At 62.5% G+C, this 22,611-nt stretch carries 18 protein-coding genes; all 18 read right to left on the bottom strand.

The features are described 5' to 3' along the window. Window positions 1-86 precede the first annotated feature (86 nt). The gene (locus E5P2_RS27910) at window positions 87-1,052 is read right to left on the bottom strand and encodes a type II secretion system protein (RefSeq protein ID WP_232076910.1); all 966 of its coding nucleotides are present in this window, start codon (window positions 1,050-1,052) and stop codon (window positions 87-89) included. After that, entirely contained in the window at window positions 1,045-2,127 is a 1,083-nt protein-coding gene (locus tag E5P2_RS27905; RefSeq protein WP_068673528.1) for a type IV pilus twitching motility protein PilT, read from the bottom strand. The genes E5P2_RS27910 and E5P2_RS27905 overlap by 8 nt, the downstream gene beginning before the upstream one ends. Window positions 2,128-2,139: 12 nt before the next feature. Next, the gene (locus E5P2_RS27900; RefSeq protein ID WP_068673530.1) at window positions 2,140-3,093 is read right to left on the bottom strand and encodes a hypothetical protein; all 954 of its coding nucleotides are present in this window, start codon (window positions 3,091-3,093) and stop codon (window positions 2,140-2,142) included. 23 nt (window positions 3,094-3,116) lie between these two features. After that, window positions 3,117-3,719 carry a type II secretion system protein gene (locus tag E5P2_RS27895; RefSeq protein ID WP_068673532.1) on the bottom strand — a complete coding sequence of 201 codons (603 nt, stop codon included), beginning with the start codon at window positions 3,717-3,719 and terminating at the stop codon, window positions 3,117-3,119. 315 nt (window positions 3,720-4,034) lie between these two features. Then, the gene (locus E5P2_RS27890; RefSeq protein WP_083944114.1) at window positions 4,035-5,246 is read right to left on the bottom strand and encodes a type II secretion system F family protein; all 1,212 of its coding nucleotides are present in this window, start codon (window positions 5,244-5,246) and stop codon (window positions 4,035-4,037) included. 43 nt (window positions 5,247-5,289) lie between these two features. Beyond that, window positions 5,290-7,266, bottom strand: coding sequence for a GspE/PulE family protein (locus tag E5P2_RS27885; protein ID WP_162570708.1), 1,977 nt, complete (start codon window positions 7,264-7,266; stop codon window positions 5,290-5,292). A 16-nt stretch (window positions 7,267-7,282) separates the two neighbouring features. Next, the gene (locus E5P2_RS27880; RefSeq protein ID WP_068673538.1) at window positions 7,283-7,687 is read right to left on the bottom strand and encodes a hypothetical protein; all 405 of its coding nucleotides are present in this window, start codon (window positions 7,685-7,687) and stop codon (window positions 7,283-7,285) included. Between the two features lie 61 nt (window positions 7,688-7,748). Next, a complete protein-coding gene (locus E5P2_RS27875) occupies window positions 7,749-9,608 on the bottom strand; it encodes a hypothetical protein (protein ID WP_162570707.1) in 1,860 nt (619 codons plus the stop codon). Window positions 9,609-9,620: 12 nt separating this feature from the next. Then, entirely contained in the window at window positions 9,621-11,186 is a 1,566-nt protein-coding gene (locus E5P2_RS27870) for a type II secretion system protein GspD (RefSeq protein WP_162570706.1), read from the bottom strand. 12 nt (window positions 11,187-11,198) lie between these two features. Further along, the gene (locus E5P2_RS27865) at window positions 11,199-13,079 is read right to left on the bottom strand and encodes a hypothetical protein (protein WP_162570705.1); all 1,881 of its coding nucleotides are present in this window, start codon (window positions 13,077-13,079) and stop codon (window positions 11,199-11,201) included. Window positions 13,080-13,334: 255 nt separating this feature from the next. Continuing rightward, window positions 13,335-16,361: a conjugal transfer protein TraG N-terminal domain-containing protein gene (locus E5P2_RS27860; RefSeq protein WP_197893624.1), complete on the bottom strand. Its 3,027-nt coding sequence runs from the start codon at window positions 16,359-16,361 to the stop codon at window positions 13,335-13,337. Between the two features lie 14 nt (window positions 16,362-16,375). Further along, the gene (locus tag E5P2_RS27855; RefSeq protein WP_068673546.1) at window positions 16,376-18,052 is read right to left on the bottom strand and encodes a conjugal transfer protein TraH; all 1,677 of its coding nucleotides are present in this window, start codon (window positions 18,050-18,052) and stop codon (window positions 16,376-16,378) included. A gap of 37 nt (window positions 18,053-18,089) precedes the next feature. Further along, a complete protein-coding gene (gene traF, locus E5P2_RS27850) occupies window positions 18,090-19,136 on the bottom strand; it encodes a conjugal transfer protein TraF (protein WP_162570704.1) in 1,047 nt (348 codons plus the stop codon). A gap of 100 nt (window positions 19,137-19,236) precedes the next feature. Further along, window positions 19,237-19,977, bottom strand: coding sequence for a hypothetical protein (locus E5P2_RS27845; RefSeq protein ID WP_162570703.1), 741 nt, complete (start codon window positions 19,975-19,977; stop codon window positions 19,237-19,239). A 136-nt stretch (window positions 19,978-20,113) separates the two neighbouring features. Then, window positions 20,114-20,599 (bottom strand): hypothetical protein, encoded by a 486-nt coding sequence (locus tag E5P2_RS27840; RefSeq protein WP_162570702.1) that lies wholly within the window; start codon window positions 20,597-20,599, stop codon window positions 20,114-20,116. Between the two features lie 112 nt (window positions 20,600-20,711). Next, window positions 20,712-21,554 carry a DNA topoisomerase gene (locus tag E5P2_RS27835; RefSeq protein ID WP_068673554.1) on the bottom strand — a complete coding sequence of 281 codons (843 nt, stop codon included), beginning with the start codon at window positions 21,552-21,554 and terminating at the stop codon, window positions 20,712-20,714. Between the two features lie 4 nt (window positions 21,555-21,558). After that, window positions 21,559-22,083, bottom strand: coding sequence for a S26 family signal peptidase (locus tag E5P2_RS27830; RefSeq protein ID WP_068673556.1), 525 nt, complete (start codon window positions 22,081-22,083; stop codon window positions 21,559-21,561). After that, entirely contained in the window at window positions 22,080-22,601 is a 522-nt protein-coding gene (locus E5P2_RS27825; protein ID WP_146039478.1) for a hypothetical protein, read from the bottom strand. The genes E5P2_RS27830 and E5P2_RS27825 overlap by 4 nt, the downstream gene beginning before the upstream one ends. Window positions 22,602-22,611 lie beyond the last annotated feature (10 nt).

The following is a 22,611-nucleotide window of genomic DNA, read 5'->3' as shown; positions in this document are numbered from 1 at the left end:
CCGAGGACAAGCCAGCCAGGGCCAGGGCGAGGATGAGAGGTTTGGTCATGAGATTTTCCGTTTGCTCGCAGCTATAGCGAATGGGTTTAGTAATTGCCGACTGCCACGCGGGTCACGTAGAGGTCTACGCCAGCCGGCGCAGGGACCCGGGCCGCCAGGATTGCCGTGTAAGGCAAGATGCCCGTACCTGTCGTGGCGGGTGAGCGAACGCGCTGGCTGCCGAGCTGCTCGTCGTAGTTCGCGACGATGATGTTGTTGTTGCGCTCCCACGCGGTGAAGGCGTCACTGGCGCTCACGCCGATGTTTGCCAGTAGCGCGTCCGCGTTCGCCCAGCCGCCTTCCGTGCTGGCGACAGCGCTCGAGGCGTCATACCGCTGGCTGAAGTAGTCGCGCGTGATGTCGCGGTCCGCATAGGACAGGAAGCGCATGCTGAAGTACGCTTCATAAGATGTGGCGACGCGAGACATCCGGCGCAGCGTTTCTTTCAGCTTCGGGTACTGCACGTCGTAGCCAGAGACGGTGATGCCGACATCGTCGCCGCTGTAGTTCATCAAACCATCCGCAGCCATCCGCGTGCCCGGCGCCAAAAGGCTGTCCGAGCCCGCGGAGACGATGGAGATGTTGCGGTAGTAGAGCGTTGTGCCATCCACGGGCTTCTGGAGTTGTCCGGAGACGAATACGCACCATGCGTTTCCGTAGCCGTCTTTCGCGGCCTGGGCCCCTGCGTCGCTGATGAGCGTATTGAGCTGGCGGAATGCGCTTGATTGCAGATTACAGTTGCCGGCGCCGTCGATGGTGCTGGTCACCAGGCCGAAGAACTGGCCGGCCGGGAGCGTCTCGGCTTCGTACGCACGCGTCTCGTACACGGCCTGAAGGCCCTGTCGAATGTCCTGCATACGGCGGTCGTTGTCGATGTTCTGCTTCAAGCCGAGCCAGGGGCCCACGGCTCCGATGACCATGAACGAGACGATGGTGATGACCGAAAGCGCGATGAGCACCTCGGGGAGCGAGAAGCCTCGCTGGCGACGGGCGCCGAGGGTTGACTTAAGCAAGGCCAAGCTCCTTTCGAAGGTTTGCGGGGTCGTAGGAGGCGTATAGCGCCTCATCTGCCGTGATGACCCCCGACCGAACGAAGTTGCGCAGCGTCGTGTTCAGGAGCACCTGGCCGAACGAGGAGCCGGTGTCCATGTGGTTGAAGATGGCGGACGTCTTGCCATCTCGGATGGCAGTCTTGATGTCGGGCGTGCAAATCATCAGCTCGGCGGCAAGCACACGGCCCTTCCCGTCCGCACGGGGAACGAGGGTCTGGGTCACGCAGCCAAGCAACGCCTGGGAGAGCACCATGTGGGCCCAGTCGCGGCGCTCGGCGCCGAACTCACTGGTGAGCCGCTCCACACTTTGGCGTGCCGAGTTGGTGTGAAGCGAGCCGAGCACCAGGTGGCCCGTGGTCGCTGCCGCCAGCGCGGTCTTGATGGTCTCAAAGTCACGCAGCTCACCGATGAGCAGAATGTCGGGGTCTTCGCGCAGGGCAGCGCGCAAGCCGTTGGAGAACGAATTGGTGTCGCGGCCAATCTGGCGCTGGTCGACGAGGCAGGACTCCGAGGTGAGAAGGTACTCCACCGGGTCTTCCAGCGTGATGATGTGGGCGGACTTTGACTCGTTCAGGAAGTCGACGGTCGATGCGAGCGTGGTGGTCTTGCCCGAGCCGGTGGCGCCCGTCACGAGCAGCAGCCCCTTCGATTGCGTAAGCAGGCGCTTCATGTAGCCGTCGGGCAGGCCAAGCTGCGCCAACGGCGGTGCCTTGTCCGGCAGGCGTCGCATTGCGACCGCCAGGCGGCGACCGTTGGTCAGATACAGGTTGCATCGGAAGCGGAACTGGCCAACCTTGATGGCGAAGTCGAGGTCCCCTGCTTTCTCCTCCAAAACACTCTGGATGTTTTCGGCGGGAACGCCGATATGCTGCTGGTGCTTCTTCAGCAGCGTCTGCATCTGGTCCCGCGTCACCTTGGACGATTCGGAGCGCACCACCTCGCCCTGGAGACGAACCCACATGGGGTCTCCTTCCTTCAGGATGATGTCGGTAACCTGCGGCTCGGCGGCGGCTTGCTGAATGAGTTCGGAGAGCATCAGAGGGGTGGTTTAGATTTGCTGGATGGCACGCATGGTCACGTAGCCCCCAAAGGGGTTGGGCGCGCGGAACACCATCGTGAAAGGCGGTTCGCTGGTCTCGCTGTCCTGCCAACTCGAGGCTTCGATGGGTGCTCCCCATCCGGACACGAGCTCATCTGAGGCCAAGCCGAGGACCAGAGGGAGATTGGTCTGGGGCACCCACGTGCTGCCGACCAGGGACACCAGCGGGCGGTACGTGTCGAGGCACTGAAGCTCGTTGATTGCTCGCAAGCTCGGGTTCGCAAGGTCAATGCTCTCGTCGGTCAGGCAGGGATTTCCGGCCACGCCCGGGCCCGACGGACCGAAAGGCGTGCGGAAGTAGTTGACCGAGATGTTCTTCTCGGCGTCCTGCAGCATGCGTGCCTTGAAGAAGGCCTGCGCCTTCAGGGCCACACGCTCCAGGCGGCGCTGCGTCTCCAGTAGGGCCGCCCGATGGATGTCGCGGGAGTCCATCGTGATGAACTGCCGGGGGCTGCACGGCAGCGACTCGTCTGTGCATGACTTGAATTCGCCAGTCGCGGCGAAGCTCGCCAGGTCGGGAGGATTCGTCTCGTCCGTCTCGCTTGGATAGAAGAGCACAATACGCCGGTAGAGCAACCCCGACTCGCCAGGCAGTAGGTTCGACATGGCGCCACTCAGCCCGTGCCGTACGGGGATGTTGGCGCCTGCGAAGATGTCTCCGAACGTGACGCCGTTTCCGGCCGACGGATTGTCCAGCTCGGTCGCGTGCTGCTGGTACAGGCCCATGACCTGGGTCTTGTACTGCTCGAGCAGGGCCTGCATCTTGGCGGGGCGTCGATTGGCTTCCTCGCGAGTAAGCAGGCCGGAGTAGCCCAGAACGATGGACAGGGCCACCACGCTCGCCATCAAGACGAACACGAGCAGGCCGAAGCCCTCTTGGCGCACGGGCCGCAGCCTGCTCATGATGGCGTCCTTCCCGGCTTGGATTAGCGGGTTTCGTCGAACAGGATGTCGAACGTGCCCGGGGTGTCCGAGGACAGGTTCACGTCGGTGCGGCACTTGTCCGTGGAAAAGTCGCCCTTCGATTCCGGGTTGCCGTTGCACTCGTTCAGGCCTTGGCGCACGACGTCGACCGGAACGTTCGAGAAGCGCACGTAGTAGCGCTTCCACGTGGTCCCGCTGATGACGACCGATTCGGGCGCATCAGGGAACGATGCAGTGACTTCAGAGCCAAGCTTGTCGAACTTGATGGCGCCCGTGGTGGTATCCGTCGGGTACTTGGCCATGTAGGCACTCGTCCAGTTGGTACCGAAGGTGCGCGCGCAGTAGTTGTTCGCGGGAACCGCGGCGGCGACGGGGTCGAACAGAGCCTTTGCGTTCTTGACGTAGCAGCCGGTGTCGAGCTTCAGCTTGATGTTGGCTTCGCCAATCTGCTTGCCCAGGTTCAGCATGGCCTGTGCCTTCGTGCGCGCGCCGTCGAATGCGCTGGCCGCAAGCAAGGCCATGATGGTGAGAATCGTAAGCACGACCAGCGCTTCGATGAGGGAGAAGCCGCGCTGGCGCAGCGAACGATTGCGGGGGGTTTTCATGGAGGGTAATCCTTAGACCGATGTAGGCCTGTGGTGTAGGGAAGAACTTTTATGCATCCGCAATCACGGGCTATCAGGCCCGCACGCTGGAGCACCTTTGCACTCGCCTCGCGCTCTCACGCAGGACTCGCACCTGACGTCTAGCAACCACGCCTCAGAAATCAGGGCAAGCTGGCCGCTTTTTTGCAATAGCTGCTCGAAACACGCCCTCATGCGCAGCGCACGGACAAAGGCCCCAACGAGGGGCCTTGACAAAGCTCACGATAAGGCGCGGGATGTCTACTTGACAGTGCTATTAGGCTGAAACCTATGGCGTTATAGGTTCGACATTACCGAGGCCATCATGGGATAGTAGGTCATCACAAAGACCAGCAGCAGGCCCAAGCCGACGAACAACACCGACAGCAACTTGACGTTTTCTTGCAGCAGGTCGGTCATCACTCGAACGTCTTCCTCGAGGTTCTTGGCCATCTCTGTCATGCCCTGCACGATGGAGCCCGAGGACACTGCGGCCTTGATACCGTTCATGACGACCGGCGGGAACCCCGCATTGGTCACGGCGTCGTCCAGCGGCCGGCCCGCGTCGATGAGCTTGCCCATCTTGTGAAAGGCGCGCTTGGAGTCCAGACGCTTTGCCGAGTCGCCAACGATGACCGCCGCCTCTTTCGCAGGAATCGCCGCGTCATAGAGCAGCACGAAGCTGTTCCAAAGTGCGGCGTGGTCCGACTTCACGGATAGCGTACGCAGCGACTCGATGCGGTCGAGCATGTCCTTGAAGGTCTGCGACCTCAGGAAGTATGCGATGCCTGCGAAGGCGCCGAAGTACAAGCACGACGAGATAACCGTCGTGGTCGTGTGTCGGGGCAGCCCACCATTGAACAACTTCACGAATTCAAAGTAGTTGGCGATGAAGGGCGAGAAGCTCAACCGCAGTCCGGTCTGCTTCAGGAAGGTCAACGTCATCGGGGCCATGAATACGATGGCAGCCCAGATGAAGAGAACCATGAAGACCGCCATCACCTTCGGGATGCGGAACGTCGAGCTCACCGAGCGACGGATGGCATCCGTGCGCTGGATTTCCTCGCCTAGCGAGATGAAGGACGTGGCCGCCTTGCCCGCCTCGGCGGTCGACTTGATGGAAAGGCAATCCCGGCGGGGAAACCCGGCGGCCAGCATTGCCTGGTGCTCGGACTGACCGTCAATCATCGCCTGCCGCATAATCATCACGGCCTGACGCAGGCGCGGGTCGCTCACATAGTCGATGGCCGACTCAAGGCCATCGCCCAACGATTTGCCGTTCTGGATGCGGCGGCCCAGCGTGATGTAGAAGCGGGCAAGCTCCTGGGTGTCGAACTCTTTGCTGAAGACGCCCTTGATGGTGCCTCCAGCGTTGAGCGTCACGCGCAGTGGCTTGAAGCCAGCCCGCTTGAGACGAGCGTAAGCGAGCGGCTTGCTGGCTGCGTGCACCATCCCGTTGAGGACCATCCCCCGCCCGTTCTTAGCCGTGTAGTTGTATGCGCGTTCCATTGAGTCGAAAGCCGATGTGTTGGTTGACGTCTAGCGCTGTGGCTTAAACGCTCTTGTTGGCAACGCGTTCGAGTTCCTCGCGACTGGTGATGCCCTGGGCAACGAGCCCCAGGCCGCAGGCCCACATCGACTTGCTCTCAGGAAGGCCCGCCCGCGCCACAGCGGTGGGCGTTGCGCCCTGCTCTACCAGCTCACGCACCGCTGGGGACATTTCGAGAAGCTCATAGACCATCCGGCGCCCACGGAATCCGGTGAAGTTGCAGTGAGGGCAGCCCCGGCCGGCGCGGCGAGGATTCTTCGCCATGTTCCCGAGGTAGCTCGCGTCTGCCAGCAGTTCGTGCGTTTCGACCGTGTCGTCGGGCACGGCGCAGGCGTCGCACAGCGTCTGGACCAGCCGCTGCGCCAGGATGCCCAGCAAGGAGGCGCCCAGCAGATTCGAGTCGACCTGCAGTGCCTTCAGGCGCGCCAGAGCCGACACCGCGCTGTTCGTGTGCAGCGTGGCGAACACCAAGTGGCCAGTATTGGCCGCATCCATACAGATGGATGCGACTTCCTTGTCCCGGACTTCGCCCACCAGAATCACGTCGGGCGCGTTCCGAAGGAGCGCCTTGAGCCAGACGTTGTACTCGTCCCCTTCGTTCGATGCGTCCTTGCGCACTTCGAATTGCAGCCAGAGCCCGTGCTTGTACTCAATTGGGTTTTCGATGGACTGGATGCTGCGCTCGACGGCATCGATGTCCTTTAGCAGCGCGTAGAGGGAGGTGGTCTTCCCTGAGCCGGTCGGGCCCGTCACCAGGAAGAATCCTGTGGCTGTGCGGGACACGCGAGACAGCGCCTTGCGGGTTTGGTCGTCGAAGGGCAGCCGAGACAGGTCCGTGGCGGCGGAGTTCTTGTCAAGAATCCGGATGACGGCACTGTTGATGCCGCGGGACTGGGCAAGCTCCAGGCGGAAGCCGAAGCGCGATGCGATGTCGTGGTGTTCCTTCTTGTCCTCGTCGGTGAACTCGACGACGGTTTCCTTCGGACGCAGCCGCAGCTCTTCCGCCTTGGTGTTGTCCTGGACCATCTTGGTCAGCAACCGCTTGTACATCGAGATGTCGATGGTGCGAAATATTTGGCCGACACCGTTCACCTTCAGGCGCACGATGCCCACGTGTTCCGACTGGTACAGGTAGAGGTCGGAGGCACCGGAATAGCACGCATGGCGCAGCAACGAGAAGTAGATGGTGCGAATCAACCCAAGGGTCGAGTCGTCTTCGTCCTGACGCCGCGAGAGGGCGCTCTTCTCTGTGTACTCCTTGACCGCCAGGTCGAAGGCCTCAGCCGTGTTTGCGAAGAACTTCAGATAGACGTTCTGGATGGTGTGCTCGCTGGCCACCACCACCTCTGCGCGAGACTCCTGGTAGAAGGAGTTCAGTGCAGCGTTGACAGTGTCGGCGTCGGGGACAGCGACCATCAGCGTACCGTCCGGCCGGCGACCGACCGGGACGAACTTCTTGAAGTCCGTCAATTCGAGGCCAGCGAGGTCCTCTGCCTTGATGTCGTCGACCTTCTCGGCACCGAAGTACTCGAAGCCTGTCTGCAGGCTCACGGCCTCGGCCACGCGCTCCCCGGTGAGAAAGCCGAAGTCGCGCATGATTTGCGCTAGGGACTCCTTGGTTTCGCTCGCGCGGTTGAGCGCGATGTCGACGTGCGACTGCTTGACACCCATGCCCAGCAGAATCTTCTCCAGCGACTTCTTGGAGAAGATTTCGTCCGTGCGTGGCGCATGTTGGGGGCGCAATGCCACCGCACGGCCAGTCTCGAGCGCCGGTAGGGGCAGCACTTGTGCGGTGTTCACGACCACGGGTTCAGCGGAGAGAACCGTGCGCGCGGGAGCCTCCTCGCGCGACGAGGCCGGAGGCACGACGTGCTCGGGCTCCCGGGGGCGCGAGGCGGCGTGCGCCGGCCTGGCGGGGGAGAGTACGGACGTCTTGCTGCGCGAGCCGGAGAGGAAGTCGAAGGGAGAGGGTTTTGCCATGGTTTCTGGTTTCGGCTCAGGGAGCGGGGGTCAGGTCGCCGTAGACGCGAAGCCCGAGTTCGTAGGCCTGGTCCTGGACCTTCAGGTGCACGACGCTCAGCGGATGTGCCTGCATGTCCTTGATGTAGCGCAGCAGGCCCAGGTAGTCCGAGTAGGTGCCGCGAATATTGACCCGCATGCTCTGCACCTTGGTGCCAGGAATGACTTCGGTGAGCGTGTCCAGCGGCGACATGCTGCCGCTCGCGGCAAACTTGCCCGGCGCGACGGACGCCACAGTGACTGCGTGAGGCAGCCGACGGTTGTAGACGTCAAGCATCACCGCGGTGACCGCGTCCTGGAGCGACTTAGAAGACGTGTCGGGCGTGAGTTGACTGCTGAGCTCCTGATGGGCGCGCTCGGCTTCCTTCGCGGCGCGTTGCACGGATGCGAGGCGCGTTTTTGCGGACTCGGCCTCCTGCGACCACTGCTTGACGTAGTAGCCGCTAGTCGCTGCGATAGCGACCAGCGCTACCAACAGGAGTTTCGCAGTTGACTGTGACTTGGATGACATTGACACCTCCGCTCACCCCGGGCATTGTTTTCGTGCACTCTTCTGGAGGGGTGAGCTTCAGAAGCTGTTGAATCTCTTCGTTTCGCAGTTCGCTGAGCGCGCTGGGCTTGTTGTTCACGAAGCCGCCAGTGGTCAGGGGCATCGACACCACATAGGTTTCGCGCGCAGCGGTCGCATCGACCACCAAGGTGGAGCGAGGAGCCCAAATCGCAGCTGCACGTTCTGAGAGACGAGCAATATCTAGCGACTGGCTTTTGCCAAAACTGACCAGTGAGCTTGCAATCAGCGTCTGGTTCTTTCGGTCGAAGGCATCTGCCTTCTTCTGAGAAAACGAAATGGACGACTTCGTACTGGCCAAGCCGGTCTTGAGCACCGCGGCATAACCGGCGGTACCGATGGCCGCAGCGGCAGCGACCATGACGGCGCCATTCAAGAGCGAACTGACAGAGATGCCGTTCCACTCGGCCTCAGCCGGGTAGAGCTGGAGCTCGCCAGACTGCGCGACCAGGTCCGCATTGGAGAGCTGGACCGTCTGCGAATCCGGGCTCAGGCCGCGTGCCGACTGGAACTGCGCCAGGGTGAAGGCCAGGTTCGTAGGATTGAACGTGACCTGAGGCGCGCTGAACTCGCCGTCCACGCTGCGGTAGTAGAGGATTGCAACCTTGCGGCCGCTCTCCGCATCTTCCAGCAGGATGAAGACGATGTGGGCGCCCTTCGGCACCTCGCGGCGAACCATCGCACGCTCCACCAGCAGCAGGCCTGGGCCGACGCGCATGGACAGCTCTTCCAGCCGCTCCACCGATGTCGCGTAGATGGCCCCCAGTTGCTTGGCAGCGTTAATGATGCGCACCGACTCGCCAACGCCTTCGGAGAGCGCCAGGTCGCTGCCCTGCCGGTAGGTCGTCTTCGGGCCCACCGCGAAGCGGACGTCCTGTGCGGTGAGGCTTGCCGCTTCCTTCACGTCGCCTTCAGGCACATCGAGCAGGCCTTGCGCCGAGACATGGAAGCACGCGCGGGTGCCGTCCTCACGTGCGAGTACCAGGTGGAAGGCGCCCCTTGATTGGCGGACCTTTCGGGGCGCTTGGGGCTGTTTGGCGGGCTTTGCCGGCTTGCCGGCGCTGTCGCCCTTCTCTGCCGACCTTTCGGCTTTCGCAGGGGCGCCACCCTCAGAGCTCGAGGAGGCCTTTGGAGGCTTGGCCCCGCCGGCCTTCTTGCCGCCGAAACCAAAAAACGACTTTTTAGTTGCGCCTGGTAGAGCCGCGGCCACCGTCGCCGGTTCCTTCTTGTTGGCGAAGCGCGCCTGAAGGCTCGTACGCGCAGCGGATTGCGCCACCTCAGAATCAGTTCGGTCTGCGCCCCTTTCCGAGGGAGCCGCGGGTGCCTGAGGCGCAGCGTCCGGTTGACGCGCCTCCTCGGCCACCACCGGCGGTTCTGCTTCGAACGTTTCGTCGACGGGCTTCCGAGCCGCTGCGGCCTTCAACTTCAGGCCTAGGCCCGCAGGCTTCGTGGGCTCCTCAAAGGCCGGGCCAGGCGAGCTCGTCGGCTTGGTGTCCGTGAACGGCACATCCAGCGCAGGCTCGACGCGCACGGAGGCGTCCACCACCTCCTTCGGGTTGCGAATGAAGAGCCCCCGGCTGCCGTCGTCCGAGCCGCGCAGCGGCACGAGCACCTCAGAAACGCTCTCCGCACCGTCGGCGGTCTTCGACTTGGCGACGAAGAGCGAGAAGTCCTTGTCCGGCGGACGGACCGCCTTCAGCCCCTCCGGCGTTTTCTTCCTGATGTTAAGAAGCATGCGGCGCCCCTGTTAGAGCGATTCGCTCATGATGATGTCGTTGTCGGTCGGAGGAATCACGTTGGCGCGCAGCAGGATGACGACCTCCTTCGAGGTGCTCTTCTGGCCGGTCGTAGACGCGATGCTCGTGTCCTTCACGTCCTTGTTGTAGCGAATACCGCCCAGAATCAGCGTCTTGCCGCTTTCGGCCACAACGCGCATGTAGGTCTGCTTGTTTGACTGCGTCGGGGCCGTCAGCGTGCCGTTCAGGAAGTTCGAAAACGAACCGACCGACGACAGCACCGGCAGCAAGGTGATTTGCACCGAGCTCTTGTTCACGACCGAAGGCACCGCCGAGAAGCTCACGCCGTCGATGGCGAACGAGACGGAGCCAGACACCGTCGGCGCGCCGGCGGAGCCGCCCGTCGTGGTGTTGTTCGTCTGCTGGACGCTGCCCAAGTAAGGAATCTGCGTACCGTCGAAGTACGTCGCCGGGTTGTTGTTCAGCGACACGAGCTTCGGCTGCGACACGATGTTGACATCGGTGAACTGCATCAGCGAATTGATGATGGCAGCCGAGCTGGCGGTCGTGCGGTAGCCGCCGAGGCTTCCCTGGGCTGCGGCCGACGCGGCGGAGCCAATGAGCGAGCTCATGTCGCCGCCGGCGGCCTTGACCGCAGCGGAGGCGAGGTCGGAGCTGCCCCCGGCAAACATGCCGCGGCTGGCGCCGTTCAGCACGCGGCCCCACTGGATGCCGAGGCTGAAGTCCTTGGTGAGTGAGACCTCGATGACCGAGGCTTCGATTTCCACCTGGGTCATGGCGTCGCGCGCGAAGTTCTTGATGAAGTCGCTCATGCGGCGTAGCGCCTGGGCGTTGCCCTTCACGGACACCACGCCCTGGTCCGTCACCAGCACCTCGGCATTCTTGCCGGCCATGTCGGACATGAACTTAATCAGCGCCTTGCCGTCGGTTCCTTCCTTGCCGGCGATGGTGAATTCGGCCTTCAGCGAAGTTCCGCCGGCGCTGCCGCCACCGCCGCTGCCGCCCGAGCCACCGCTCGTCGAGGCGGAGGAATTCGCGGGGTCACCGCCCACGTTGTACTGGGCCTGCAGGCTCTTGAAGACGGCCGAAGGAAGGCGGAAGTTGTAGGTGGCGTTCTCCGCGATGTACAGCGTACGGTTGTCGCGGTCGAAGACTGCGGCGTAACCCGCAAGGAACGCGGTGGTGCGGATGGCGTCTTCGCTGAAGGAGCCGTTGAAGTCCACGGTCACCTTGCGCATGGGGTCGACGCCCTCGCCGTAGGCGACGGAGTAGCCGAGCTTCTTCGACAGCTCGCTCACCAGAGGCGCGAACGGCGTGCTGGCCGCCTTCACGTAGACGTCGCCACGCTTGGCAGGGGCTTCCGTGCGACGGAAATCGTTCAGCGGCTCGGTGATTTCGCGCACGCTTCCGCTGGCCCCCTGCTTCACGAAGTCCTTCACGGCGGCGGCAGCGCGTGCGTCCGTGATGTCCTTGGCCTGCTGCTGCGTAGCGAAGGGCGTTGCGCAGCCCGAGATGAGGGTGGCAACTGCAGCAGCGATGAGAAGTCGTTTCGACATGAATGGTGCTCCTTAGAAGTCGAGTGCCGCGTCAGCAGGCCGAACGACGATGTGTGACTCTTGTTTGTAGATGTCTGCCGACACGCCAAGCGGCGGCAGGATGTTGGCGAGGACCTCGCGAACCGAGGCACCCTTGTAGGTAAGCGACCGCTTGGCCTCAAAGCCGCCGTCGACCTTCCATTCCATGGTGTAGCCGTTGGTACGGGCGAACCGGACGATGGCGACCTCCAGCGGTTCACCTTCGTTGACCACGAGTTCAAGTGCGGCGACTGCGGCAACCGGTGCATCCGTGGCGCTCGGCGCGCCAGCTGCAACCGGCTGCGCGCCTGTACCTCCGAGGACCTGACCGACCACGCTGCCGCCAGCAACGACGTGAGTCCCGGCGGGGTCTGTATTCCCGGGCGCCGCAGGCAAGATAGCCTTGGCTGCGAGGTTCGGATAATCGCTACCCGATTGGGCGACTGCCATCAGGACGCCTTGTCCTGTCGGGATGTCAAGCGACACAGGCGAATAGACGCCCATGGCCTTCTTGAGGAGCGTCATGTCTTCTTCGGCCGAGTTGCCGAGCAACGTGACAGGACCGCGTAGGGTCATCTCCGGCGCTGCCCAGACCAGGCGAAGGTGGAAGCGGTTCGCGATGCTTTGCGCGACGGAGCGCGCCGAAGGCTTGTTCAGCGCGACGGCCTGCGTGTAGACGAAATCTTCCGTGTCACCGATGCGGGCTCCGGGAGACGGCAGAAGTGTGGTCGGAGCGGCATTCAATGCTTCGGTCATCTGGGCGGCAAGCGCGATGTTCACGGGGGGCTCTGCTTGGGCGACGGCGACCGGCGCCTCGGGGGAGCGGGCAGCCGCAACAACGGCAGGCGCGGCCAAATGCCCGACAACGGAGGTTGGAGCCGCGAGTACCGGGGCTGGCACGGTAGCGTTGAACGGACCAGGCTCCGCAGTCACAGGCGCAAGAGCGGCACGAACCGCCGCCGAAGTGGCCATTCGCTTCTCAGCGGAGGGCCGCTCAATAGGCGCAGTCAGCAGGTCATGCTGCTGTGACGGCCCAGCGGAGGGCGCCGCAACCAGGTCAAGGCCGAGAGCGGGCTTGAGGACGAGCTTGTCTTCCAGCACGGACAAAGGGCCGGACGTCACGGCCCCGACCGGGGCGGTCCCGGTGCCTGTCGTTGGGGACGCGCCGACGACCTGAGCGGGCTCGGCCTTGGCAAGGACTTTTTCCGCGGGCTCGGGCGCATCGCTCACGGCGCTCGAGGTGGAAGGGCCCTGAGCGACCGGTGCGGCTCCCAGGGAAGCCGTGCCACGCGTTTCGACAGCCCTGCCGGTCACGTCAGACGGCCCCAACGTCACCGTTGCAAGCGGCGCGTCGAACGTGGTATTGGAAGTTTTCTTGCGCACTGCGAATTTGCCACCGGCTGGCTCTCCCGCAAGAGGAGTCGCCAAGGCAGCGGAGGACGCAAAGCTGGCCTTCGAAGCAGCATCTGCGGCCGTAGCGGCGGGTGCCCCTGCCGCGAGAGGTTCCGTCTTCAGGTGGTTTTGGGACGAAGCGGCGGTGCTTGCCACCTTTTCAATGACGCCGACGGCGAGCGGCTTGGGTTCAAAGCGCGGCAGTGGCGTGGTGGCTGCTTGCAGGACTTCCGCACGCTTTGCGCCGTCATCCAGTGCCGCTTCGGTGGTACGGAGGTAGACAGACTTCGACGACCAGTCGACGAGCACGTTGATGTTGGAATCTTTGGCCAGGTCGGCCAGGACGGAGGTCCATTCCTGGCCCACCTTCCACGACATCGACTCAGGCAAGGCGGCGGGTGGCTGGACATAGGTCCGCCAGCCGGCGGGAACGACCGTACGGAGCCCCTTGGACGTGGCAACGCCAACGCCATAGGTCTTCATCACGGATACGCTTTGCTCGGGCTGCCCCGATTGCTCCAAGCTTGAAGCAACCCCTGTTTGGCCAAACAGGGTAAGGGCGGCCCCTAGCACGAAGGCGTGCACAGGACGGGTCATGCAGGGTCTCAAGAGTTTGCAGTAGACCCCGTATAGGGAGCGCCGGTTTATATTCGCCGCGCGTCGGCCTAAAGCAAAAAATGGGGCACCCTGCAGGTACCCCTTTTCTTCGTGCCCGCCAAACCTGGGGCCGTTGTTCGGTCAGTCCAAGAATCCCTTGTCGATTTTTTCCATTCTCATGTTCCTGCCGGCGTTCTGTGCAAGTGCGCCTACCGCAGTGTTGGAAACCTTCGTTTCGTCCCGACCCGTCTGATTGGCCTCGGCCGTTCGCTGGGCTGTGCGGTTCGTCTCCTGGGTCCGGTTATCGAGTTCCGCACCGGTGTCGTTTACGAACTGGTTATAGGTCGGTGCGACGTTCGGCATGTCGCCAGCAGCGCTGCTCGAGCCGGGGCCAAATGCACCGCCGCCACCGCCGCCACCGCCGCCACCGCCGCCACCGCCGCCACCGCCACCACCGCCGCCGCCGCCGCCGCCGCCGCCGCCACCAGCGCCACCGCCACCAGCGGGAGCACCTCCGCCTCCGACACCGAAATCGAGGCCGGTCCCTCCGCCGGTACCAAAGGCGCTGCCGCCACTGCCACCGAATGCGCCGCCACTGCCGCCTACGGCCGCAGAGGTCGTATTGAAGTGCTCAGCGCTTCGTGAACTGAGCTCGTTGAACCTCTCCCTAATCTCTGCTGCAGAGCCCATGCCCCGCGCGGCTTCGACTTGCGACATCAACTGATTTACGCCGTCGAGGGTCATGCCGCTGCTGAACGAAGCGGTACTGGTCAGGGACTGCATGTGCTCAAGCCCGGCGGTGACGCTCTCGCTGCGCTGTAGCGCTTCGCTGGCGGCCTGACGGAAGGCAACCTGGTTGTCATGGCTGCGCATCATCCCGATGACTTCTGCGTCGCTGCGAGTCACCGTATGGGTATTCCCCGAAGACGCCGTCCCGGATTCCTGCTTCGAAACACTGCTCGCCGTGCTCGTGCCGTGGGCTGCTTGGTCCGCCTTGTTATAGGCCTCTTGCTGCTCCGTTTTCGTATTCCCGTTCATGCCGGCCGAGGCGCCGGCCTTGATAGGCGAGATGCCTCCAGGCATGCCAACTCCGAATTCAGTGCTCGCCGTCGTGCCCATGCCCTGTCCCCGCTGCCCGCTTGAACTGTTCGTGCTGCTGCTGCTGGCCGAAGTGTTTTCTCCGGCTGAGTTGCTCTTGGTAACCTGTCGAGCCATTTGCATCGCCTGGTTGTATGCGTCCGCCGTCATCACGCTATGGTCGCCCTTTTGGTAGCGGCTCATCGCGTCGACAGTCGAAGCCGTGTTCTCCTTCATCGATGAGAGGTTGTGCGAGACGGACCGCTGCTCCGCCAGCTTCTGGCCAATTGACTCGCTCAGCTGCTGCTTCGCGTCCACCGTCGCTCCGTGCATCGAGGCACTAGAGCCGCCCGCTGCCTGCACGACGTCCAACGCACCCGCGTTGGCAAATGCGTTCGTGGCCTGGAACCCGACCGCCGAGGACATCGCGGTGTTGAATTTGTTGGCACTATAGTTGTCCATCGACATGTTGTTCATCGAGAGATTGCCTGACGCTGCAGCCGCACCCGCCTGGCTAGCGAACTGGGACCCCACGCCGCTCGAGATGAATTCGGTAAACGCCATGGCGCCCTTCACGATGCCCCAGGTAATCATGGGCACCATCGTTCCGAGGAACTGAGCGGCAATCACCATGTTCTTGGTCTTCTCATTGAACGCGCCCTTGCTGTTCATGGACAGGCCGCCGTCGACATTCAACACGCCGGTGAAGGACTCGGCCGCGAAAGATGTGATGACGAAGTTGATGATGGCGAAGCACGGCATCCACAGCGTGAGCCAAATGAGAATCTGGGCGTAGTTCTTGAAGATGCCCGCTCCAAGACCGGGCACTAGAAGTGCGACGATGATGAGGGGAGTGATGGCAAAGATGAATGCCTGCAACACGGTGAAGACGTAGCCCATCATGTTGTTGAAGGTCGAAAATGATGCGACCCACGCGGACTTCTGCGACGCTTCAGCCTGCGAGGCGCTCGCTGCCTGCATCAACTCGCTGTTGCCGGTTTGGGCGGCTGCAGTACGGAACGAGCCAGTCATGGAGTTCAGAAAGCCCTGCTGCAGGATGTAGCCGCTCGGGCTGCTGAAGCCGGAGGCCACCGAGCCGGGTGCGGCCGCTTGGGCCAGCATGGAACGGAACGCCGTCTCAAACGGAACCATGATGCCTGCCTTTTTCCAGGCTTCTGCACCGCGTCCAAGCATTGCGGCAGCGTGGGCGTTCATGTCCTTTTCGATATTGTCGTACGCCTTCTCGCAAGTCTCTACGGTGCCCATGCCGCCCAGCGTTCCGCCGGGCGTAGCCGCTCCGCCCTGGTCGGGGATAGGGAAGTACGTTGTCATGATGGACTTGTGCTGGGCGGACTTGTAGGTCTTCATGAGGTCGTTGGTGCGCAGCAGCGCGTCGACGCCAGTCAGCTCGCCATCCTTTCCGGGGCCCTTCAGCTTCAACAGGGCCATTGCAGGCACGACGCAATCGGCCGTATACGCGGACAAGGATTGCTTGAGGGCCGGGTAGCTGAAGCCGTACTCGTTCGACTCCTCAACCATCTTCGCAAAAAGGTTGAACTGACCCGCAGCTCCGCCCGTGAGCTTGAACTCAGCCGGAACCGAAAAGTAAGTCTCGAGAGACTTGGTGAAGTACTGCCCGACCTGTGAGGTCAGCGCGGAGGGAAGCGCCACCAGTGCGGGGACGCCGGTGACCACCCAGGAATCCTGCTGGCCGGCTTGATTTACGACCATGTCGTGCACCTGCACGTTCACGACAATCTTCGTCGTGAACAGTGTCACCATCCAAACCAGGAAGATGTAGCCAAACATCTTCATCAGGTTCTTGCCTGGGTCGAATCCGGCCTTCACCGCCAGCACCAGGAAGCCAAGGGTGGCCATCAGGAGCAGCAGGAGTGTGAAGCCAGAGTCGCCGGCATCCGGCACCATGAGCATTTTCACGCCCATCATGATGTCGTAGATGACCCGGCCATTTCCGAAGACGATGAGGTCCCACGAGTTGCCGTCGATGGGGTTCAGCGTCGACGGGGCGGCCAACGCGAGTCCCGGAGCAAGAAGCGCGGCCACAGCGAGAATGAGGTAGAGGAAGGGCATTGGTGCCTCGTCTTTTAGTTGCCGGTCGGCTGATTGCCGGCGCCGGTCGGGCTGAGGGAGCTGGCGAGGCCGGCAGCCATCTTGTTTTGTTGCAGCAGTTCGCCACTCATGACTTGCTGCTGGATTGCCAGGTTGATTTGGCGAATTTGCTCGCGCATGCCTTGCTGCGCGGCCATGTTCGATGCGATGAGGTTCTTGCGGGCCTTCGCTTCGGTCTTGGCAAAAGCCAGTGTTTCAATGACACGGCGAACCTGTTGCTCGTTCGTACAGCTTCCGCCACCCATGGTGCCGTCGACACGCAGGAACTCTTCCAGCATCGTGCCTGCTGCGCTTTCTGCCACCAGGATGCTCAGCGAGTCGAGCAAGTCGGCTGCGGCGACGGGGTACACAGCGGCCGCGTTGACGGCCTGGTACAACGGGTAGGGGGCTGCTTCCATGAGGTCGATGATTTCCTGGTCCATCGGCTTGTTATTCCGTACGTTGTCCACGGCGGTGGCCAACTGCTTCGCGACCTGGGGCAGGAAGCCCACGCCACTAACAACGTTGGCTTCAGCGAAGTCCTTCAGCACCAGCTTCTTGCAGGATTCCGATTCCTCGCACACCATCAGCCGCTTCAGCTTCAGGTTATCCAGCGACGCTCCGGAGTCCTGCTTGGCTCCCGCAAGTCCATCGAAGAAGGCCTTGCAGTAGGAGATGACGGCCGAGCCGTTGACCACCTTTGAGAAGGCGCTCTTGTCGGTACCACACATGAAGGCGCCGGTGATGTCCTTAGCCTCAACTTGAGGCGGGCAGAAAACCATCATCTGGCCATCGGCCTCGCTTGGCTTCAACGTGCCGTTCGGAGTTTCGCAGGATGCCTCCTTGTCCCCTACGCGCAGGACGACTCCCATCATGTTCATGATGACGGTCTTGCGTGCGTAGATTTCGTCGTCAGTACCCTTGAACTTGTACTTGGCGCCGCCGAGCATTGCCCAGGTAACGTTGCCCACCCCGAGCTTGCACTCAAGCTCGGACTCTTGGCTTTTAGACTCCTTGGACCCCCCCGCCGTGCCCGGGTTGGCCTGCTTCACCGCCTGGGTCGAGCCCACGATGGTGTTGCATTGCTTGCTGATGGAGGACAGGAAGTCAGCGCTGGTACCGCTGCCAGAGGTCGTTGTTGCTCCACAGAGCTCCGAGGCAAAATCGTTCGGCTCCCCCTGGAACTTCTTGGCGGCTTCCATGCCGAGCTTGCACGCGTCGATGGAGAGTCGTGCCGCGACCTGGGCGGCATTCTTCAGCTGCTGCACGACATCGGCGCACTGCGGGCACAGGGATTTCAGGGTCAACATCGTCACGAACCCTAGCGCAGCGCCCGACGCGATGCTCTTGACCAACTGTTCGAACTCTTGGCTCGAGATGAAGGAAAAGCCGCCGAAGAAGGCCGATACGCCGTTGCACCCGACGGTGACCTTGGGTGGCGTGAACGAAAACAGCTGCGCCGACACGTCCTGCTTGGGCATCCGCATTTCTAGACCGCCCGCGATGAATGTGTTTCGAGCGGAGGATTCGTAACGGCCGCCTTTGTTGACGGCGGCAACTCCGCCCTTGGACAGCAGATTGCCAAAAGCGGCTGTGAGGTCGCGAGCGGATGCGAACGGCGCCTGCAGCAGCATCGAGGCTGCCAGGAAGAGGATGACGAGTTTGCGCAGCATTGGAGATTCCCCGTGATTTGGTCTTATAGGTACGCGTTCAGTTTTTACGCCCGAGCAGGTCATGGATAAGTTCCTCGGACACCTCCTGGCGTTTGCCTGCGCCTACGCCCGTCGAGAGGTTCCCCGTCGGCCCTTCGTCTTTCCCGAAATCCACGGAGGGCCGGCCGTCCTGCCCGTTTTCCACGCCCTTGAGCAAAGCCGTGCGGTATGCGGTGAAAAACTGCATTGCGCGGGTTGCCATGGAGTCAGCGTCGGTGATGCCGGTGGCAATACGAATCCAGGTATTGGGCTTGATGTAGAGGAAAACGGTGGGAACGGTAGCGACCTGAAGGGCCTGCGCGGCCTGGATGGCGACTTCGCCGGTCAGGCAACCCTCGACAAATGGCGCGATGCATTGGCCGTCGAGGCTGGCGTTACGGATGGGCAGCTTCGTACGCTCTTGCATAATCCGCAGCGGCTCGGCCATCTGATGGCAGAAGATGCAGTCGCTGCGCGAGAAGAAGACGAACATTCCGCCTTCGTCGCGTGCCACGTCGAAGATTTCGGCCTCTGAGCCTTTGCGCACCTCGGTCATGAGTCGCAAGCCCATCGCCGAGATGGGCTGCGCTGCCGTCGGGTCCAGTTCGGGGTTTTGGACCATGTTGTACCACCAGAGGTTCGTCACCTCACTGGTGCGCTCGAGCACCCAGCGCATGTAGTACTGGAAGGCTTCGACAGCCTGCGGGTCATTGTTGGAGACCACCATACGCTCCATCAGGGCGTCGCGCTGCTTCGCCTGGAACTCGAAATCTTGGCCTGGGTGGACGAACCCACAGTCGGCCGACCAGGTCGCTTTCTCCTTGCACTTCTCTTCCTTGCTCTTCTCAGCCTTTGAAGGTTGCGCCACGGGCTCAGGCTGGGGTTGAGGAGCCGGTTCCTCGAGCTTCGGTGGCTCCTTCTTCTTCTCGAAGTACCACCAGCCCTTCTCGGCCTTGGCGCGAGCGTCCGCGGCCGCGTTTTCCTTGAAGGTCGAGCTGGACTGGGCATGCGTCAACCCGGGCAGCGCAAGGGCGACGGACAGCAATAGGACGTGGAGAGGCTTCATTAGGCTGAGGTGGGTGAGCTTGAGCCGTGTAGCTCTGCCGTTTAAACAAAAGAAAAGGCCTGCCACCAGAGTGGCAGGCCCAAAATCAGGCGTTGAGGCGTCAGGCCGCCTTCTTCTCCAGGAACCCAGCCTGCTGCAGCACGTCCAGGCGCAACTGCGCGAGCTGGCCCTCCTCATTCAGGAATTCGAAGTCCACCGGGTGGTCCAGGAGTTCCGTCTCGCTCGGGTGAGCGGCCAGGCCGGTGACCTTCCGCTCAGCCGCATCTCGGGCTTCCAGGGCGGGCCGGCGCACGCGGTGCAGCACGCCACCGATTGACACCACGAAGAACGCCTCGTTCTTGAAGCGGACGTCCGTGATGACGAAGCACTTTCCGGGCTGCGCGTTGACGGCCGCACGCACCTGGTCGAGCCAGTACGAGTCGTACCCATACTTGCTCTTCCGGCGGAACTCGGTTCCCCAGAGTTGCAGCGTCCATCGTGGGCTTCTAGCCGCTTTCAGGACACCCCTCGTGCGGCGTGCCGAAACGTGGGGTGTCAGCTCACCGGTCTTGAAGTAGTGCAATGCAGCGTCGCGCAGGCTTCGGTCGCGGGTCGCAGACTTGAGCGCAATTTCCACAAAGTGGACGCTCACGCAGCGGCTGAGCGCGAGCGGCGTTTGCGGCAGCTCCTTGGACTTGCGATTGCCCAGGTACTCGACGGTCGTGCGGAACGCATCAGCCGCCTCCTGGTAGAGGGTGTCGGCGAAGCCAATGCGAATGAAGCCAAGCTCATTCACCAGCACCGCCGCGCATGTATCTTTGCCGGAGCCCCGTGCTCCCAGCATTCCGATGATTTGGCGCATATATGACCTCCAAAAGGTTGCGGGTCGTATAGCGACGGCTTTATCCGGTGCGGTTTAAGGCGCGCCCGGCCCAACGAGTGAACTGCTGCCAGCAAGAGAAAGCCCCGCGATGCGGGGCTTTCGAGGAATGACGGGGTTAGGCCACGGCCTCCATCGCCAGGGGGCGCAAGCTCGTTATTCGATAGCGCCGCCTGTCGTCCAGCACTACGAAAGCGCCGATGCCGGTCTTGTCCATGTGAAAACAGGCGTCGTTCACCAGCCCGGGCAGGTCAGAGATTTGCCGGTCGGAAAGCACTCCGGAGGTCGGAAATTGCTCGAGGTCGACCGCTCTGCCTGACACCTTGCTGTATGAGAGCGGAACGAACCTGACGCTGCCATCGCGCTGCGCCAACGCCAAGGTGACCTCGGCTTCGAAGCAGTAGTGGGTGTTCGGTATCACCCGGAGTTCGATGCGGGGGAGCGGAAGCCCCGACTCGTCACGCGGAAGCGGTTCGTGCCGCATCCAGTCGACGCCAAAGTCGATTTCTCTCTCGAGTGTGCGGATGCGCTCTTCGGCTTCCTCTAGTTCGACGTCTTTCAGGTCGAGCAACTCTTCCAGTCGAGATTCGGTCGCGGTTGTCATGTTTGTCCTTGTGATGATTGCCCCCTTGCACAGGGCGTTGATGTCCTCCCGGTGTAGCGACCCAAAAGCGAAAGCCGGCACGGGGCCGGCTTTGCATGCGGAGGCAGGCGAGTTACTTGCTGATGTTCTCGTCAATCCAGCGCGACAGTTCGCGGCCGTCCTTCAGCGCGTCATCAGGCACAGTCAGGCCCTTCTCCTTGGCGATGCGGCCGGCGAACGCAATCTGCTTTTCGCTCGGACGCATGGCCGCGTCCTTGTTCTCGTCGATGAACGCCTTGCAGGCGTCCCAGTCGGCCATGACGTCGTCAGGGACCTTCTTGCCGACCTTGTCGGCGATGCGCTTCGCGAACTCCAGCATCTTGTCGCTGGGTTTGTTCGCACGTTTGGGGGTGTCAGTCATGCTTGATGAGCCTTCAGTTGAGGAGGTGGATGCGAGGCGCATTGAAGGCGCCACTTGAAATATAGAAACCAGCTGTCGCACGTTGTCTGCGACGCCGGCTTCAAAGGCTTTGCCGCCACCTGAAACGGCAACGCCATCAAGTTCTGCTTGCCAGCGTGCCGTGAGCGCAACGTCCGTGAGCTCGGGCATGATGGATTCAAGCCAGGTGATGAAGTCGAGACCCTTCGGGGTCGCGGTGATGGTCTTTCCCGAGGCCTTGATGTACTTGACGGCCTTGAGCTTCTCGATGGTTTCCGCACGGGTCGCGGCAGTGCCGATGCCAGAGGCTTCCTTGGTCCTGATGGCCTTGCGAAGAGTCGCGTCTTCCACGAACTTCGCGGCGCCCTTCATGTCGTCGAGCAGCGTTCCCTCCGTATAGGGCTTGGGGGCTCGCGTTTTGCGGGTCTTCAGTTCAACGCGAACGACGGTCGCCAGCTCGCCGTCCTCGAGGAAGGGCAGGCGCTGCGCCTTTTCATCTTTTTCGACGTCTGCTGCGTCAGCTTTCGCGGTGGCCATGTGGTTACCAGGTCAAGAGGGGAACAAGGGTGCGGGTGAGGCGCTCGTGGGCAATACGTCCCAGGTAGCGCGAGTCGAGGCTGTTCGTGTGGGCGGGTGCCAGCAGCAGGTACTCCCCGCGGGGAATCGCTCCGGCCAGGCCCTCTGCACGCGGCATCGGGCGTCCGCGGCTGTCGGCCGATGCAAAGGCGACGTCGGCGTGCTTCCCCGCAGCGGAGGACACGCGAAGGGACGCATCGACCTCGACCACGTCACCAGGCAAGCCCAGCGCGTACTTGCACAGCTGAAACCCATCGGGGAAGTAGTGGCGCGCCTCCGCCCAAGTCGGTGCCGAATAGGCGAAGCAGCCAATCTGACCGCGCACCAGGGGCGTCGTTGTCGCCTCGGTGGACAAATAGAGTCCCCGTGGAATCGATGCGGTGACGTTCCAGGACAGCGAGTACGGGACGACCTTCACGTACACATGAATCGCCAGCACAGAGCATGCGAGGATGATGAAGAAGCGCTCGAAGGCGTCGCGCGAAATCACGGGATAACGCTTTCACCGCTGGGGGCCACCGTCGTCTGCGGGCGACGGCTGGTCAGCGGCCCCATCAGCATGGTCGGTGCAACGTCCAGCGTGTATGCCACGGCGTCTCGCGTCGGGGCATTGGTCGGCATGCCGAGTTTCTTCAGCACGTCGTCGGTGATGTCGCGCGACACGCCGTGGGCCACCGATTGCTTCACGAGCACCAGCGTGCCCTCCCCTGCCACCTCCTCAATGGTCTTGCGGGTGCGTTCGGTAAGTCCCAGGAGGATTTCGTTCGCCTCGGCGACGTCCGCGCTGCCGGGCTTGAGGAACGCGGAGGCGACTGCGCGCTGCGCATTGGCAAACTTCACCACATCGAAGGTCACCGCGTTCACCGTGGATGTCCCGCCGCCGCCTTGTCCCAACGGAGAGAAGCGCAGCAGGAGCACTACGACCATCACGGCAAGCAAAAGCGTACCCCCGAGATAGGGAGCGAGCAGCTTGAAAATTTCGCCTTGTGAAGTGGTGTCGTCGTTCATGTTCACGTCT

Source organism: Variovorax sp. SRS16, assembly GCF_901827165.1.
Classification (GTDB): Bacteria; Pseudomonadota; Gammaproteobacteria; order Burkholderiales; family Burkholderiaceae_C; genus Variovorax.
This window is presented reverse-complemented; position numbering and strand designations above follow the sequence as displayed.